A 15,968-nucleotide genomic window follows, 5' to 3' on the forward strand; every position below is an offset into this window, starting at 1 on the left:
CGATGAAACCTCTCATCCCCGCACGGCAAACGCCCCGCGATATTCCGGCTTCACCGTACCGATGATCGCCCGCGTCACCGGCAGCGTGACCTCATACGCCCCCTCGGCATAGGAACCCGCGACATAGGGGTCGGCAATCAGCCCGATCCGGTCGATCGCGCGGCCATTGGTCGAGCCCAGCAGCACGGTGAGTTCCTTGAGCGACGGGCAGGCATTCATCGACGACAATTCGCCCTGGATGCGCCGCCGCTGCTCGGCCTTCAGCCTGGCGCAATAGTCGGTGCGGATCGCGGTCTGGAACGCGGGCAGCGACACGAAAACGGCCTTGGGGTCCAGCCGCCGCCCCGCCGCCTTGTCCCAGACCAGCCCATAGGAAGCGGGCGAGCCGTGCGCGCCGCCCGTGAAATTATAGCTGTCGCCCGACAGGCTCAGGAAGCGCGGCGTGTCGGTCACGACCTTCCATGTCTTGTCGAAGGAATAGGCGTGGTAGGGATAGCCCGATGCCTTCGCCTCGCGGCGTGCGACGGCGCCGTCACGCGCGGTCTTCGCCTGAATACGCGCACGCTCGGCGTCGAGCCACGCCTTCAACCCCGCGATCCGCGCCGCAGCGGCCGGATAGGCGTAGCTAAATTCATAATCGGCGGTCTTGGCGTTGCGCGTCACGACCTGCGCCATCGCCGGACCAGCCGCACCGATCAAAGCCAGCGCGATCATCACCTTACACATCATCCATCTCCCCTCGATGCCGCCAATCTGGACCAGACGGGCTGTACGGCCGATGACTGGCGGAGTTCCGCTTGCCCCGCCGCCCACGCGAACATATATCGAACAGATGGCGCAACTCGACACCCGTGAGAAGCTGGCGATCCTGGCGGATGCCGCCAAATATGACGCGTCCTGCGCGTCGTCGGGCACGTCCAAGCGCAACAGCCGCGACGGCAAGGGGATCGGATCGACCGAGGGCATGGGCATCTGCCACGCCTATGCGCCCGATGGCCGCTGTATCTCGCTGTTGAAGATCCTGCTGACGAACAGCTGCATCTTCGACTGCCATTATTGCATCAACCGCAAGTCCTCGAACGTCCGCCGCGCGCGCTTCACCGCGCAGGAGGTGGTGAACCTCACCCTCGCCTTCTATCGACGCAATTATATCGAGGGGCTGTTCCTGTCCTCGGGCATCATCAAGTCGTCCAACTATACGATGGAGCAGATCGTCGAGGTCGCGCGCAGCCTGCGCGAGGATCATGGCTTTCGCGGCTATATCCACCTCAAGACCATTCCCGATGCCGATCCCGAGTTGGTGCGGCTGGCGGGGGTCCATGCCGACCGCGTGTCGATCAATGTCGAGCTGCCCACGGTGGGTGGCCTGCGCCGCCTCGCCCCCGAAAAGGATGCGGGCCGGATCGAAGGCGCGATGGCCGATGTGAAGACCGCCATCGAGGACCGGACGGACGCCGCCAAGAAGTATAAGTCGGCCCCCGGCTTCGCGCCCGCAGGCCAGTCGACCCAGATGATCGTCGGTGCCGACGCCGCGACCGATCGCGACATCGTGGGGCGCGCGGCGACGCTCTATGACCGTTTCCGCCTGCGCCGTGTCTATTATTCGGCGTTCAGCCCGATCCCGGACGCATCCGCCGTGCTGCCGCTGCAACGGCCGCCCCTGATGCGCGAGCATAGGCTCTACCAGTCCGACTGGCTGATGCGCTTCTATGACTATCAGCCGGGCGAGGTGGCGGCGGCGGCAGACGAGGCGACGGGGATGCTGCCGCTCGATATCGATCCCAAACTCGCATGGGCACTGAAATTCCGCCAGAATTTTCCCGTCGACGTCAATCGTGCCCCGCGCGAGATGCTGCTGCGGGTGCCCGGCCTGGGCGTGAAGGCGGTGGACCGGATCATCGCCACCCGCAAATGGCGCAAGCTGCGGCTGGAGGATGTCGGGCGGCTGACCGTGTCGATCACCAAGCTGCGCCCCTTCCTGATCGCGGAGGACTGGCGCCCCGTCGCGCTGGCCGAGCGGGCGGACCTGAAACCGCTGATAAAGCCGAAGGGCAAGCAGTTGGAACTGTTTGGCTGAGTGAGAGTGATTCGCGGGTGAAACGGGCGTCATCCTGCGCCGTTGGATGCGCGAAGGAGACACGCCATGGCCACGGCCGACATCTATGCCGATCTGAAGCGCGACCACGACAAGCAGCGCGACATGCTGAAGGAACTTACCGGGCTGAAGGGCGACGGGGCGAAGCGCAAGAAGCTGTTCGAGGCGTTCCGTATCGAGGTGCAGAGCCACGCCGCTGCCGAGGAAGAGTCGCTTTATGCCACTATGCTGGGCGAACCCGAGCTGCGCGACGATGCGCGCCATTCGGTCTCCGAGCATAAGGAGATCGACGATCTGCTGGGCGAGATGATGGACCTCGACTTCGCATCGGACGAGTGGGAATCCAAATTCTTCCACATGCGCCATCGCTATGAGCATCATATCGACGAGGAAGAGGAAGAGATGTTCCCCGCCGCCGAGAAGGAACTCGACGACGCGACCGAGCAGAAGCTCGCGGACATCTATGAGGAGCGCAAGCCGATCGAGGCAAAGGAAGCCAAGGCCAACCCGCCCGGCGGAGACGAGCGGGATTGATTTCTGGGAGCCCTAATCCTCCCCTGCAAGGGGAGGGGGACCATGCGAAGCATGGTGGAGGGGGAGCGCCGCAAGGGATGACCTGTGCGGCACGCCCCCTCCGTCAGGCCTGCGGCCTGCCACCTCACCGTACCGGGGAGGATTGAGTAGCCATGCGCATCATCACCCTCCCCGCCCCCGACGACTTCGACGCCTGGCGCGACGCCGCGCGCGGGTTGATCGCCGACTGCGTACCCCCGGACCAGGTGGTGTGGCAGGTCGGCGACCAACCCGCCGACCTGTTCGGTGCGGCCGCCGCCGACACGCCGACCACCGCCACCCCCCGCTTCAACGTATCCCGCGCATTCATCGACCTCGCGCGCAGCGTCATCCTGTCCAATGATCCGGAACGTTTCGCGCTGCTCCACACCGCGCTCGACAGATTGCGGCACCAGCCCCGGCTGATCGAGGATCAGGCCGATCCGCTGATCCGCCGTCTCGACCGGCTGGCCAAGGCGGTGCGGCGCGACATCCACAAGATGCGGGCCTTCCTGCGCTTCCGCGAGACCGAGGACGCCGAAGGCCCGCGCTATGTCGCCTGGTTCGAGCCCGAGCATCACATCGTGCGCGCCAATGCGGCGTTCTTCGTCAACCGCTTCACCACGATGCGCTGGTCGATCCTGACGCCCGAGGCCTCCCTCCACTGGGACGGCAAGACGCTCAGCGAAGGTCCGGGCGCCAGCAAGGCGGACGCGCCGGAGGGCGATCCGACCGAGGCGGTGTGGAAGACCTATTATGCCAGCATCTTCAATCCCGCCCGCGTGAAGATCGGCGCGATGCTGAAGGAGATGCCGCGCAAATACTGGAAAAACATGCCGGAAACCGCGTTGGTGTCCGAATTGATCGCGGGCGCGCAGGCGCGGGAGACGGGTATGATTGCCAATGCCAGGACGGATGTGCGGACCGGGCGCGGCGGCAATGCGCAAAGCGCTTGGGCGGCGCTCCGGGACGAGGCGATGACCTGCACCCGCTGCCCGCTCCACGCGCCTGCGACGCAGACGGTGTTCGGCGAGGGGCCGGTCGATGCCGCGCTGATGTTCGTCGGCGAACAGCCGGGCGACCAGGAGGATCTGGCGGGTCATCCCTTTGTCGGCCCCGCAGGCCAGGTCTTCGACCGCGCGGTGGCGGAAGCCGGAATCGACCGGGCGACGGCCTATGTCACCAACGCGGTCAAGCATTTCAAATTCGAGCCGCGCGGCAAGCGCCGTATCCACAGCTCGCCCAATGCCGGGGAAATCCAGGCGTGCCGCTGGTGGGTCGAACAGGAACGCCTGCTGATCCAGCCGCAGGTGACGGTGGCGCTGGGCGCGACGGCGGCGCGCTCGCTGTTCGGCAGGGTCATGACCATCGGGCGCGAACGTGGCAAGGCGCTGACCCTGCCCGATGGCGGCATGGCCTTCATCACCGTCCATCCGAGCTATCTGCTCCGCCTGCCGGATCCAGCGGCGAAGGAGGCGGAATATGCGCGGTTCGTGGCGGATTTGAAGCTGGCGGCGGGAGCCTTGGGTTAGCGATCTTTCCCGTCGCTTGACTTTCGAACCCGCTCCCCCGACCCATGCCTGAGGGGTACGGATCGGGGGGAGCGGGCATGAAGGGGGCTGATTTCTTTGCCGTGGCATGGGCTGCGATGGGCGGATTTTCCTTGGCGGGGGCGGCCCCCGCACCTGTGACCGTCGCGCCGCCCCTCGCGCCGACATCGGTAGTCGATAGTGACATCGCCCGCTTCTGGGTCGCTGTCGACGCGATCAACGCAGAGGGCGATCCTGCCGCGCGACTTCGCCTGATCCGCAGCCTCTATATCGTGCCGGGCACGCCGGGCCTGCACGCGCTCATGGCCGCGCGGCGCTATACCGACCAGCAATATGTCGATGCCATCGTTCGCTGGCCCAAATTCTGGGCCTCGGTCCGTCCGCTGACCCGGCGGTCCCCGGCGGCGGTGGCGACGTTGAAGGACGATGTCGCGCATTTTCGCCGACTCTACCCCGAACTGCGCCCCGCCTCGATCACCTACGCCATCGGGGTCCTGCGGACAGGCGGCACGACCGTGGCCGACAAGGTCCTGATCGGGGCAGAACTCGCCCTGGGCGATGAGACGGTCGACGTGTCCGAACTGCCCGAACCGATGCGATCGCGGCTGGCCACCTTTTTCCGGTCGCGGCCCTTCGCCAACAACGCCCAGAACAATATTCACGAATATGTCCATACCCAGCAGCAGGAAACGCAGGGCAATCTGCTGCAACAATCGCTGCGCGAGGGCGTCGCCGAGCTGGTGGCGGAGCTGATTACCGGCCGCAAGCCCGCCCTGCCGCTCTATGCCTATGGCCCCGCCCATGAGGCGGACATCAAGGCACGGTTCGTCACCGAGATGACGGGCGACAATTACGACAACTGGCTGTGGAACAGCGCCGCCAATCCCTTCGGCGTCAGCGATCTGGGCTATTTCGTCGGCTATCGGATCGCCCGGCGCCATTACGATGCCGCACATGACAAACGAGCGGCGATCAAGCGACTGATCGAACTCCCCTATGACGACGCGACGGCCATCCGCGGCTTCGTGGATCAGACAGGGTATTTTCAGGCGACCTGACCGCCCCTCACATTTCGCGAGGGTCCGGCCCGATTCGCCCGTCCGCATCGTCCAGTGCGTCGATCGCCGCCATGTCCTCGTCGTCCAGCACCAGCTCGGCGGCGGCGAAATTATCGGCCATATGCGCCGCATCCGCCGCCTTGGGGATCACCGACAGCCCATGCGCCAGGTGCCAGGCGAGCACGACCTGCGCGGTCGAGCGACCATGTTTGTCCGCGATGCCCGCGATCTCGGGCATTTTCAGGAGTTCGCCACCCTGACCCAACGGGCTCCAGCTCTGGGTCACGATGCCCTTGGCCTCATGATAGGCCCGCGCCTCGCGCTGCTGGAAGCGGGGATGGAGTTCGATCTGGTTAACGGCGGGGACCACGCCGGTCGCCTCGATGATCCGGTCGAGATGCTCGGGCAGGAAGTTCGACACGCCGATCGACTTCGCCTTGCCCGCCTCGCGCAAGCCGATCAGGCTCTGCCATGCCTCGACATAGGCATCCTCGGCGGGAACCGGCCAGTGGATCAGGTATAGGTCGACCGCCTCGACACCCAACAGCGCCAGGCTCTCGTCCAGCGCCGCCTCGGCATCGCGGTGGCGGTCGTTCCACAGCTTGGTGGTCAGGAAGGCATCGGCGTCACGGAATCCGTCGCCCACGCCCCGCTCATTGCCATAGATGGCGGCGGTGTCGACCAGGCCGTATCCGGTATCGAGGCCACGCCGCACGACGAGCGCCGCCTGCGAATCCGGGATCTGATAGGTGCCGAGCCCCAGCTGGGGCATGGAGCGGCCGTCGTTCAGGGTCAGTGTCTTCATGCCGTCCCAAACCGGCCGCCCCCGCATGCGGTTCCGATTGACCCCCGCCCCCCGATCGCGCAAGTCGCTGCCCCCATGGTCGAGCATATTCTTTCCGCGCTGGCGAGCTTCGCCATCTGGGTCATTTCCACCGGTGGCTATCTGGGCATCATGCTGCTGATGGCGATCGAGAGCGCGTGCATCCCGCTGCCTTCCGAGATCATCATGCCGTTCGCGGGCTATCTGGTGTCGACCGGCCAGTTCAACCTGTATCTCGCCGCGACCGCAGGCGCACTGGGCTGCAATCTGGGCTCGATCGTCGCCTATGAGATCGGCAAGCGCGGCGGGCGGCCGGTCGCCGAGCGCTGGGGCAAATACCTTCTGATCGGGCCGGGCGAACTGGACGCCGCCGACCGCTTCTTCGCCCGCTATGGCTCGATCGCGGTGCTGATCGGGCGGCTTCTGCCGGTGATCCGCACCTTCATCGCCTTTCCGGCGGGGGTGGCCCGGATGAAGCTCGTCCCCTTCCACCTCTACACCTTTCTGGGCAGCTGGCCCTTCTGCCTCGTCCTTGCCATCGTCGGGCGCGAGCTGGGCGAGAAGTGGGACTCCGATCCCCGCGTAAAGGCATTCTTCCACCGTGCCGACCTGGCGATCGGGATCGTGCTGGTCGTGCTGATCGGCCTTTATGTCTGGCACCGGGTACGCGGGCTGAAGCGCGCACAGGACTGAACCAGCCACAAAGCGAGCGGGACCGCCACCGCCGCCCACAGGTACAGGCCATTCCATGTCGTCCATCCCCACCAGTCGGAGGGGATGGTGCGCAGGTCGCCCACCAGGAAGCGCTGCTGCATCACCGCCTGCCACCAGGCCCGGCGGAAGGTCGGCGGCGCGAAGATCTCGGCCGCGGCGATGGTCAGGTTGATCGCGATGGAACCCGCCAGCACCAGCGCGAGCAAGCCGCGCATCCAGAAGGGCCGCGCCATGACCCAGAGCGGCGCCAGCCCCAGCGCCATCACCCCCGCCAGCGGCATGGCATGACGCGGGCCGGTGGCGTTGCCGCCATCCCAATAGACATAGGCCGCGTTGACCAGCAACGCGACGATCGCGACCCCGGCGGCGGTCAGCGCCAGCCCGCGTGTCGCCCGCTCCTCGCCCAGCCGCCACAGCCCGATCGGGGCCAGCACCAGCACCGGCGCGACCCAGACGATCCCACGCGTCGGACCGATCAGGATTTCGCGAAGCACCGCGATCCGGGGAAAGGTCAGTCCGAACAGCCCCTGGTTCATCCCCTCGAACCCGACCACCCCCGAATAGCCGATGCGGAACGGCGTCCCGAAGGCAAAGAGATTATAGGCGACCAACGGGATCAGGCCGACCAGCCCCGCCGCCAGGAACGGCACCAGCGTCTTCGGGTTCGCGCGATTTCGCCACAGCGCCCAGAGCCCGATGACCGACCCCGCCAGAACCGCCTGATATTCGACCACTACCGCCCAGCCGAGCGCCAGCCCCGCCACCGCCAGCCAGCGTCCACCGCCCCGCGCCACGCCGACCAGCGCGATGACGAACAGCGCCGCCACGCTCGCATGGCCCAGCAGGGTCGTGGAATAGCCCCAGATCGGCGTCCCCAGCGCATAGCCGAGCGCGGCGAACAGCGCCGCCGCAGCGCGCCCGCTCAGGCCCAGCGCCAGGTCGAACAGCATCACCGCCGCGATCGCGGTCAGCAGCGCCGAGCCCGTGGCGGCGGCGACGCGGGTGCGCAGCTTCAGATAATCGACGAAACCGGGATCGACCGTCGACAGGACATGGCGCTCGGCCCGGTCGCCGGTGACCAGGTCGGCCAGCGCCACGGCGGGCAGCGCCATCAGCGTCATGCCAGGCGCCTTGTCGAGATAGGCGTGCGCGCCGAACTGCGCCTTGTCGATGGTCAGCGGCGCGAACGGGTCGATGGTCGCGGTGCCGTTCTCGACCATGCGGATCGCGGCGAACAGGCGGGTCGCGTTGTTGGGATTGAACTCCCACGAACCGAACCAGGCGCAGGAGAACCAGACCAGCAGGAACAGCCCCGCCCGAATGCCGCCCAAGCCCTGCCACCGCGTCATCGGATCGTCTCCCGCTTCACGGGCTCCCGCGCTACCCGCACCGCCGGTCACGGACAAGCGCGCCTTCGCAAGGATTGAGTCGGCCCCCTCTCCTTTTGTTCATCACCAGCCCCTATGAAGGCCGGATGCACAGCCGTTTCGAATCCCTGCCCAACCGCCGCGCCATCGTCGATCGCCGCGCGCTCGCCGAACAGGTCGCGGCGCTGGGCATCACAGGGCCGGAAGGCCGCACGCTCGTCACCCCCGTCCTGCGCGCCGCGCTCGATGCCGGACGGCAGGAAGTGGCGCGACGGCTGTCGCTCCATCCTTCGCGCGGGCTGGAGGCGGCGGCGGCGCAGGCGTATCTGACCGATCAGGTGCTGAAGGTGCTGTTCGATTTCACCACCGACACGCTCTACCCCTTGAGCAACCCCACGGCGGGCGAGCGGCTGACCCTGATCGCGGTCGGCGGCTATGGCCGGGGCGAGATGGCGCCCTATTCGGACGTCGATATCGGGTTCCTCACCCCCTTCAAGCAGACGCCCCATGCCGAGCAGGTCATCGAATCGATGCTCTATTCGCTCTGGGACCTGGGGCTGAAGGTCGGCCATTCCAGCCGCTCGATCGACGAGATGATCCGCCAGGCCAAGGCCGATGTGACGGTTCGCACTGCCCTTTTGGAGGGGCGGTTCCTGTGCGGCGATCAGGCGCTGTATGACGAGGCGTCGCGCCGCTTCAAGGCGGAAATCCAGACCGATTCGCACCGCCAGTTCATCGCCGACAAGCTGGCCGAGCGCGACCTGCGCCATCGCAAGATGGGCGATACCCGCTATGTCGTCGAACCCAACGTCAAAGAGGGCAAGGGCGGCCTGCGCGACCTGCACGCGCTCTTCTGGATCGGTAAATATGTCTATGACGTCGACCGCGCCGCCGACCTGATCGACCGTGGCCTGTTCACCCGCGAGGAATATCGCCAGTTCCACCGCGCCGACAATTTCCTGTGGGCGGTCCGCTGCCACCTCCACACCATCACCGGCCGCGCCGAGGACCGCCTCACCTTCGACGTGCAGCGCCAGATCGCCGAGCGGATGCGTTTCTCCGACCGCCCCGGCAAGGCCAAGGTCGAGCGGTTCATGCAGCTCTATTTCCTGCAGGTGAAGACGGTCGGCGCGCTGACCGGCGCGTTCCTGGCGCATCTGGACGAGCGGTTCGCGGCGCGCGGCCATCGCTTCGGCCTGCCCACCATCCGCCGGCGCCCGCGCCGGTTGAACGGCTTCGTGCTGGATCGCGGACGGCTCGCCTTGCCGCGCGACGACTTTTTCCAGGAAGACCCGGTCCGCCTGATCGAGATCTTCCAGCTCGCCGATCGTTACGAGTTGGAGGTCCACCCACTGGCGGTGCGCGCCGCCTCACGCGATGCCAAGCTGGCCGACGACATCCGTAACGATCCGCGCGCCAATGCGATGTTCCTCGACGTGCTGACCAGCCGCCATGACCCCGAACTGGTGCTGCGCTGGATGAACGAGGCGGGCGTCTTCGGCCGCTTCATGCCCGATTTCGGGCGCGTCGTGGCACAGATGCAGTTCGACATGTACCATCATTACACCGTCGACGAGCACACCATCCGCGCGCTCGGCCTGCTCGCCCGGATCGAGCGGCAGGAACTGGTCGAGGAGCATCCGGTCGCCTCGGCGATCATCGGCCAGATCGTGTCGCGGCGCGTCCTCTATGTCGCCGTCCTTCTCCACGACATCGCCAAGGGGCGCGGCGGCGACCATTCGATCCTGGGTGCCGAAGTGGCCGAGCGGCTTTGCCCGCGCCTGGGCCTGAGCGAGGCCGAGACCGAGACGGTGGCGTGGCTGGTCCGCTGGCACCTGTTGATGTCCGCCACCGCGTTCAAGCGCGACCTGTCGGACTTCAAGACCATCCTCGACTTCTGCGAGACGGTGCAGAGCCCCGAGCGGCTTCGCCTGCTCCTCCTGCTGACCATCGTCGATATCCGCGCGGTCGGGCCGGGGACGTGGAACGGCTGGAAGCGCCAGCTGCTCGCCGACCTGTACGACGCCGCCGAGGAGGTGCTGCGCCTGGGTCACAAGCAGCGCGGCCGCACCGAACGCATCGCCGCCAAGCAGGCGCGGCTGGCGGAGATACTGGGCTGGCCGGAGGCGCAGTTCGCCGCGCTGGTCCGTCGGCTGCCCGAAGCCTATTGGATCGCCGAGCCCGAGGATGTGCTGGCCCATAATGCCCGCCAGATGGCGGCGGCGGGCGATGCGCAGCTGTCGATCGACGCGCAGGTTTACGGCGAGCGCGGCGCGACTTTGGTGTCCATCTATGCCGCAGATCATCCAGGCCTGTTCTATCGCATCGCGGGCGCGATCCATGTCGCGGGCGGCAACATCATCGATGCGCGCATCCACACCACGCGCGACGGCATGGCGATCGACAATTTCCTGGTGCAGGACCCGCTGGGCCGCCCCTTCGACGATCCCGGCCAGCTGTCCCGCCTGCGCCGCGCGATCGAGGATGCGCTCGCCAATCGCAGCAAGCTGGCCGACCGGCTGGTCGCCAAGCCCAATGCGCGACCGCGGGCCGATGCCTTCCACATCGCGCCCAATGTCCTGATCGACAACCGCGCCTCGAACCGATTCACGGTGGTCGAGGTCCATGCCCGCGACCGACCCGCGCTGTTGAATCAGCTGGCCCATGCGCTGTTCCAGTCGAAGGTGACGATCCACTCCGCGCATGTCGCGACCTATGGCGAGCGCGCGGTCGACGTCTTCTACCTGACCGACCTGACCGGGGATCAGATCACCAATAGCGGCCGGTTGAAGACGCTGGAGAAAAGGCTGCTCGGCGCGGCGGCGGGCGAAGCGCTGGAGATCGCGGCGTAGATTGGGATGGGATCGGCTTGCCCCCCTCCCCTTCAGGGGAGGGGCCAGGGGTGGGGCGCCTCCGCAAGCGTGAGGTATGTGGCGAGGCCCCACCCCAACCCCTCCCCTGAAGGGGAGGGGCTCACATTGTTTTCATGAAACGTCATCTCGATCCCAAAGACCCACAGACCACCGCGCCTTGCAGGGGCGCAAGATTCCGATGCTTGGGTGTGTCGTCCCGGCATGATACCGCCCCCCGCATGACCGACCGAAACGACATTCCCACCCTGATCGCCGAAATGGGCCAGCGCGCCCGCAACGCCGCCGTCACGCTGGCGCAGATGCCGACCGAGGCGAAGGCCGACGCCCTGCGCGCCGCCGCCGCCGCGATCCGCGACGCGGCTCCGGTGGTGCTGGAGGCCAATGCGCGCGACGTGGCGGCGGGCGCGGCGAACGGCCTGTCCCCGGCGATGCTCGACCGGCTGACGCTGGACGAGGCGCGGATTGCGGGCATCGTCGCGGGGGTCGAGGCGGTGGCCGCCCTGCCCGATCCCGTGGGTCAGCGGATCGACGAGCGCACCCGGCCCAACGGCCTGAACCTGTCGCGCGTCCGGGTGCCGGTGGGGGTGATCGGCATCGTCTATGAAAGCCGCCCCAACGTCACGGTCGACGCCGCCGCGCTCTGCGCCATGGCGGGCAATGCCGCGATCCTGCGCGGCGGGTCGGAGGCGGTCCACAGCAACCGCGCGCTGCACGCCGCCTTCGTCCGGGGCTGGACGGCGGCGGGGGGACCGGCGGACGCGGTGCAGCTGGTGCCGACCACCGACCGCGCGGCGGTGGGTGCGATGCTGGCCGCCGACGGACTGATCGACCTGCTGATCCCGCGCGGCGGCAAGAGCCTGGTCGCGCGGGTGCAGGCCGAGGCGAAGGTGCCGGTGCTCGCGCATCTCGACGGGATCAACCATGTCTATGTCGACGGCTCGGCCGATCATGAAATGGCCATACGGATCGTCCGCGATGCCAAGATGCGGCGCACCGGCATTTGCGGGGCGATGGAGACGCTGCTGATCGACCGCGCCTATTGCCACCCCGCCGAACTGGTCGCCACGCTGGTCGACGCAGGCTGCACGGTGCGCGGGGATGCCGACATCCGCGAGATCGTCCCCGGACTCGAGGCCGCCACGGCCGAGGATTGGGATACCGAATATCTGGATGCCATCGCCAGCGTCGCGCTGGTCGATGGCGTGGAAGGGGCGATGGCCCACATCGCCGCGCATGGATCGCATCACACCGACGCGATCGTCGCCGAGGATAGGAGCGTCGCCGAGCGCTTCCTGGCCCAGGTCGACAGTGCGATCGTGTTGTGGAACGCCTCGACCCAGTTCGCCGATGGCGGCGAGTTCGGGCTGGGCGCGGAGATCGGCATCGCCACCGGACGTCTGCACGCACGCGGTCCGGTCGCGCTGGAAGGGCTGACCACCTATAAATGGATCGGGCGCGGGACCGGGCAGATCCGCGCCGAAAATCAGGGATGAAGATCGGTCTGCTCGGCGGGTCGTTCAATCCCGCGCACAAGGGGCATCGCCGCATCACGCTGGACGCGATGCGCGCGCTCGACCTCGACGAAGTGTGGTGGCTGGTATCGCCGGGCAATCCGCTGAAGGACGGCGCCGGCGACATGGCCCCCTTCGCGGCGCGCTTCGCCTCGGCCCGGAAAATGGCGCGTCGCGCGCCGATCCGGGCCAGCGCGATCGAGCTGGAATTGCACACCCGCTACACGCTCGACACGGTGCGCAAAATCCGGCGCCGTTACCCCGGCCACGCGTTCATCTGGCTGATGGGCGAGGACAATCTGGAGCAGTTTCATCGCTGGCGCGGGTGGCGTGATATTGCCCGTGCGATCCCGATTGCGGTTATCGGCCGTCCGGGGTACAATGCCGCCGCCCACGCGACACCCGCGCTGGGCTGGTTCAGGCGTTTCCAGAGGCGTCCGGGCCAGGCGAAGAACTGGACGATGTGGAGTTTGCCGGCCTTCGTGCTGTTGCGCTTCCGCCCCGACCCGACTTCCGCCACGAGCCTTCGGGCTCGCGATCCGGACTGGTTTCGGCATATGGGCCGGAACGTCCCCTGAACAGGAGCTCACTTGGCCACTTCCCCGCAATCGCCGCGTCCGTCCGATCCCGCCGAGGTGGAGGCGCTGCATCGCCTGATCCTCGCGTCGCTGGATGACGACCAGGCGGTGGAGACGATCTCGATCCCGCTCGCGGGCAAATCGTCGATTGCCGATTTCATGGTGATCGCCAGCGGTCGCTCGACCCGGCAGGTCGCCTCGATGGCGATGAAACTCGCCGAGAAGATCAAGGCCGAGTTCGGCCGCTCGGTCCGGATCGAGGGTCTGCCGACCGCCGACTGGGTGCTGATCGACGCGAACGACGTCATCGTCCACCTCTTCCGGCCTGAGGTCCGCAGCTTCTACAATCTGGAGCGCATGTGGGCCTTCGGCGACGCGCCGACCCCGCCAGCCAGCCCGGCCGACCGCAACCCCTGATCCACGCAGAGGTCCGCCCGTGCTGCTGCATATCGTCGCGCGCGGGCGGATCGGCCGTTCGCCCGAGGCCGAGCTGGTCGACCGCTATATCAAGCGGATCGGCTGGCCGACCAAGGTGACCGAACTCCCCGACACCGGCGGCAAGGTCCCGCCGCTGGAGGGACAGGCGCGTCTGGTCCTGATGGACGAGAAGGGCGAGAATCTGTCTTCGATGGATTTCGCGCGTCGGCTGGAGCGCTGGCGGGACGATGGTGTGCGCGAGTGCCGCTTCATGATCGGCGCGGCGGACGGGTTCGAGGATGCCGATCGGGCGCGCGCGGACCTGCTCATCTCCTATGGCCGGGCGACCTGGCCGCACATGATGGCGCGTGCGATGCTGGCCGAGCAACTCTTCCGCGCGACCAGCATCCTCGCCAACCACCCCTATCACCGCCAAGGCTGACCTCGGTGTTGCGTGATGGGGCGCCGCGGCATGGCGTGCTGGCGCTGGCGGCGCTGGCGCTGCTGGGCGCGACCGACATCGCCGGAGACCAGCGCCGTCTGGCCGATGCCCGCGCGGGCGCGGCGGCTGCGCAGGCGCGCGCCCAGGCGCTGGAGCAGCAGGCCGGGCTCGAACGCAACGCCGCCGCCATCGTCCAGGCCAGGGAGCGCGCCATGGCGGCGCGTGTCGCGGCCGCCGAAGCGGAGGTGACGGCAGCGCGGGCGCGCGTCGATCTGGTCACGGGATTGCTGGAGCAGCAACAGGCGAAGCTGGCCAAGGCGCAGGCCCCGCTCGCGCATCTGCTGGCCGCGATGCAGAGCATGGCGGCGCGCCCCCCGGTCGCGGCGGTGGCGCAACCCGGCTCGGTCGCCGATCTGGCGCATGTCCGCGCGGTCTTCGCCACCGTCGCCCCCGTCATCGCACGGCGTTCCGCCACCGTCCGCGCCGAACTCGCCGCCACCCGTCGCGTCCGCGCTCAGGTGACGGTGGCGGCGCGCGCGCTGACCGAGACCACCGCCAAGCTGGAATCCGAACGCCAGGCGCTGGCCCGTCTGGAGGCAAGCCATCGCGGCCGCGCCGAGGCGCTGGGTCAGGTCGCGATCGATGAGTCCAATCGTGCGCTGGCGCTGGGCGAAGCCGCTCGCGACATCGTCGACCGCATGGCCGAACGCGGCGAGGCAAAGGCGATAGCGGGCGACCTGCTGGCGCTGCCTGGCGCGGTCTCGCGCCCGCTCGGGGCAGGCGTCATGGGACCAGAGATCGCGCCGGGCACCTATCGCCTGCCGGTACAGGGCAAGGTCGCGAGCGGCTTCGGCGAGATTTCGGACGCAGGCGTGCGGGCGCGCGGCATTACCCTGTCGACCGTCCCCTATGCCCCCGTCGTCGCGCCCGCGGGCGGCGAGGTCCGCTATGCGGGCAAGTTTCGCGGCTATGGCGGGATCGTTATCCTGAATCACGGCACCGGCTGGACCAGTCTGGTGACGGGGCTGGGTGCCATCGCGGTGAAGCCCGGCCAGCACGTCGGGGCGGGCGCAGTGCTCGGCCGGGCGGGGCGGGGACAAGGCGGCGTCGAGCCACGCGTGACGGTCGAACTGCGCCGCGACGGACGACCGATGGATATTGCCGCGCTTCTGGGGTGAGGCGAACGAAGGGAATGGATCAAGCGCCCGTCTTGATGATCCGGTTCGGCATCGCACACATACCATAGGCCTCTTTGTAGGACTTGTCCCAGCACCGGGCAAAGCCATCGAGTACGTTCAAGTTCATCGGCCAGGCGATGGCAATCGGCTTTTCATCGGGGCCGCGCGGATCGAAATCTTCCGGCTTGGGTAGTGCCGCCAGTGCAGCATGCCATTTGTCAAACGCCGGGCGATCACGCCGAAGAAATGCGATGCTGCCGTCGACATAGAGGTTCCAACCCATGCCATGGTCGTCTTCAACGGTCTTGCGCGACTTTTCGAACAGGGTGATCGCCGCGTCGCGCTGGCCTAGATTGGCGCGTAGCTGGCCCTCGTGCCAGTAAAGGATGCTCGCAAGGCGTTCAGGCTTGTTCTTCTCGCGCCAATTCCGAATGAGGTCCGCCGCCTCCGCCTCGCAACCGCGCATCGACAGGCTTCGCCAACCGCCGGGTTCCTGATCGAACGTCTGCTGAGGCAAGGCCATCATGGCAGCGCGATCATAGGTGCAGTCGGGCGCGGCCGCGGCGAACAGAAGGGCGATCAGCATGGGGCTTTGTCGCTTAGGAGCAGCCCGGTTGGCAAGCGCGCTGCCCCTGCAAAGGATCGGTCGCGCTCACCCCCCGTTCAGCACGGTTGCGCTTTGATTGCGTCCGGCTTCCCGCTACACAGGCGGTCCGCTTATCTGGTCCAGGACACTCGATGCCCCGCCCGCTTTCCAGACTTCCGCTGCCGAAACGTCCGCTTCTGACTGCTACTGCCCTTGTCGGCGCG

Annotated in this window: 15 protein-coding genes; 11 read left to right on the top strand and 4 right to left on the bottom strand. The window is 67.4% G+C overall.

Annotation, left to right across the window (positions count from 1 at the left end):
• Positions 1-12 precede the first annotated feature (12 nt).
• Positions 13-729 carry a DUF4163 domain-containing protein gene (locus BSZ14_RS06775; RefSeq protein ID WP_241823670.1) on the bottom strand — a complete coding sequence of 239 codons (717 nt, stop codon included), beginning with the start codon at positions 727-729 and terminating at the stop codon, positions 13-15.
• A gap of 103 nt (positions 730-832) precedes the next feature.
• Between BSZ14_RS06775 and BSZ14_RS06780 the strand changes: the two genes are divergently transcribed.
• The 4 genes from BSZ14_RS06780 (at position 833) to BSZ14_RS06795 (ending at position 5,255) form a co-directional block, all read left to right on the top strand.
• The gene (locus tag BSZ14_RS06780) at positions 833-2,077 is read left to right on the top strand and encodes a putative DNA modification/repair radical SAM protein (protein WP_076710337.1); all 1,245 of its coding nucleotides are present in this window, start codon (positions 833-835) and stop codon (positions 2,075-2,077) included.
• 66 nt (positions 2,078-2,143) lie between these two features.
• Positions 2,144-2,629, top strand: a complete 486-nt coding sequence (locus BSZ14_RS06785) for a hemerythrin domain-containing protein (protein ID WP_076710338.1) — start codon at positions 2,144-2,146, stop codon at positions 2,627-2,629.
• Positions 2,630-2,781: 152 nt separating this feature from the next.
• Positions 2,782-4,179: a UdgX family uracil-DNA binding protein gene (locus tag BSZ14_RS06790; RefSeq protein ID WP_076710339.1), complete on the top strand. Its 1,398-nt coding sequence runs from the start codon at positions 2,782-2,784 to the stop codon at positions 4,177-4,179.
• Between the two features lie 77 nt (positions 4,180-4,256).
• Positions 4,257-5,255, top strand: coding sequence for a hypothetical protein (locus BSZ14_RS06795; protein WP_241823671.1), 999 nt, complete (start codon positions 4,257-4,259; stop codon positions 5,253-5,255).
• A gap of 7 nt (positions 5,256-5,262) precedes the next feature.
• Here BSZ14_RS06795 and BSZ14_RS06800 read toward each other — a convergent pair whose 3' ends face one another.
• Positions 5,263-6,060: an aldo/keto reductase gene (locus tag BSZ14_RS06800; RefSeq protein WP_076710340.1), complete on the bottom strand. Its 798-nt coding sequence runs from the start codon at positions 6,058-6,060 to the stop codon at positions 5,263-5,265.
• A gap of 75 nt (positions 6,061-6,135) precedes the next feature.
• Here BSZ14_RS06800 and BSZ14_RS06805 point away from each other — a divergent pair, with 75 nt between their 5' ends.
• Positions 6,136-6,771 carry a DedA family protein gene (locus tag BSZ14_RS06805; RefSeq protein ID WP_042483974.1) on the top strand — a complete coding sequence of 212 codons (636 nt, stop codon included), beginning with the start codon at positions 6,136-6,138 and terminating at the stop codon, positions 6,769-6,771.
• On the opposite strand, the gene BSZ14_RS06810 is transcribed toward BSZ14_RS06805, so the two are convergent.
• Entirely contained in the window at positions 6,726-8,141 is a 1,416-nt protein-coding gene (locus BSZ14_RS06810) for a hypothetical protein (protein ID WP_198930465.1), read from the bottom strand. The genes BSZ14_RS06805 and BSZ14_RS06810 overlap by 46 nt on opposite strands.
• 125 nt (positions 8,142-8,266) lie before the next feature.
• On the opposite strand from BSZ14_RS06810, the gene BSZ14_RS06815 reads away from it, so the two are divergent.
• From BSZ14_RS06815 to BSZ14_RS06840, 6 genes are all read left to right on the top strand, one after another.
• A complete protein-coding gene (locus tag BSZ14_RS06815) occupies positions 8,267-11,011 on the top strand; it encodes a [protein-PII] uridylyltransferase (RefSeq protein WP_076710366.1) in 2,745 nt (914 codons plus the stop codon).
• Positions 11,012-11,250: 239 nt separating this feature from the next.
• Positions 11,251-12,525, top strand: a complete 1,275-nt coding sequence (locus BSZ14_RS06820; RefSeq protein ID WP_076710341.1) for a glutamate-5-semialdehyde dehydrogenase — start codon at positions 11,251-11,253, stop codon at positions 12,523-12,525.
• Positions 12,522-13,121: a nicotinate-nucleotide adenylyltransferase gene (locus BSZ14_RS06825; protein WP_241823672.1), complete on the top strand. Its 600-nt coding sequence runs from the start codon at positions 12,522-12,524 to the stop codon at positions 13,119-13,121. Before BSZ14_RS06820 ends, BSZ14_RS06825 begins: the two co-directional genes overlap by 4 nt.
• Before the next feature lie 12 nt (positions 13,122-13,133).
• A complete protein-coding gene (rsfS, locus tag BSZ14_RS06830; protein ID WP_042483930.1) occupies positions 13,134-13,538 on the top strand; it encodes a ribosome silencing factor in 405 nt (134 codons plus the stop codon).
• A 19-nt stretch (positions 13,539-13,557) separates the two neighbouring features.
• On the top strand, positions 13,558-13,980 hold the full coding sequence (locus BSZ14_RS06835; protein ID WP_076710343.1) for a 23S rRNA (pseudouridine(1915)-N(3))-methyltransferase RlmH: 423 nt from the start codon (positions 13,558-13,560) through the stop codon (positions 13,978-13,980).
• Between the two features lie 5 nt (positions 13,981-13,985).
• A complete protein-coding gene (locus BSZ14_RS06840) occupies positions 13,986-15,158 on the top strand; it encodes a murein hydrolase activator EnvC family protein (protein WP_241823673.1) in 1,173 nt (390 codons plus the stop codon).
• 19 nt (positions 15,159-15,177) lie between these two features.
• Here the strand turns inward: BSZ14_RS06840 and BSZ14_RS06845 are convergent, their stop codons facing one another.
• Positions 15,178-15,744, bottom strand: coding sequence for a hypothetical protein (locus tag BSZ14_RS06845; RefSeq protein ID WP_076710344.1), 567 nt, complete (start codon positions 15,742-15,744; stop codon positions 15,178-15,180).
• Between the last annotated feature and the right edge of the window lie 224 nt (positions 15,745-15,968).

It is taken from the genome of Sphingomonas sp. Sph1(2015), assembly GCF_001970915.1.
Classification (GTDB): Bacteria; Pseudomonadota; Alphaproteobacteria; order Sphingomonadales; family Sphingomonadaceae; genus Sphingomonas; species Sphingomonas parapaucimobilis.

Excerpts from the sequence above, each read along its gene's own strand:
- BSZ14_RS06800 (WP_076710340.1), bottom strand. The coding sequence starts at position 6,060 with ATGAAGACACTGACCCTGAACGACGGCCGCTCCATGCCCCAGCTGGGG.
- BSZ14_RS06780 (WP_076710337.1), top strand. The coding sequence starts at position 833 with ATGGCGCAACTCGACACCCGTGAGAAGCTGGCGATCCTGGCGGATGCC.
- BSZ14_RS06825 (WP_241823672.1), top strand. The coding sequence starts at position 12,522 with ATGAAGATCGGTCTGCTCGGCGGGTCGTTCAATCCCGCGCACAAGGGG.
- BSZ14_RS06790 (WP_076710339.1), top strand. The coding sequence starts at position 2,782 with ATGCGCATCATCACCCTCCCCGCCCCCGACGACTTCGACGCCTGGCGC.
- BSZ14_RS06820 (WP_076710341.1), top strand. The coding sequence starts at position 11,251 with ATGACCGACCGAAACGACATTCCCACCCTGATCGCCGAAATGGGCCAG.
- BSZ14_RS06810 (WP_198930465.1), bottom strand. The coding sequence starts at position 8,141 with ATGACGCGGTGGCAGGGCTTGGGCGGCATTCGGGCGGGGCTGTTCCTG.
- BSZ14_RS06815 (WP_076710366.1), top strand. The coding sequence starts at position 8,267 with ATGCACAGCCGTTTCGAATCCCTGCCCAACCGCCGCGCCATCGTCGAT.
- BSZ14_RS06845 (WP_076710344.1), bottom strand. The coding sequence starts at position 15,744 with ATGCTGATCGCCCTTCTGTTCGCCGCGGCCGCGCCCGACTGCACCTAT.
- BSZ14_RS06805 (WP_042483974.1), top strand. The coding sequence starts at position 6,136 with ATGGTCGAGCATATTCTTTCCGCGCTGGCGAGCTTCGCCATCTGGGTC.
- BSZ14_RS06775 (WP_241823670.1), bottom strand. The coding sequence starts at position 729 with ATGATGTGTAAGGTGATGATCGCGCTGGCTTTGATCGGTGCGGCTGGT.
- BSZ14_RS06795 (WP_241823671.1), top strand. The coding sequence starts at position 4,257 with ATGAAGGGGGCTGATTTCTTTGCCGTGGCATGGGCTGCGATGGGCGGA.
- BSZ14_RS06785 (WP_076710338.1), top strand. The coding sequence starts at position 2,144 with ATGGCCACGGCCGACATCTATGCCGATCTGAAGCGCGACCACGACAAG.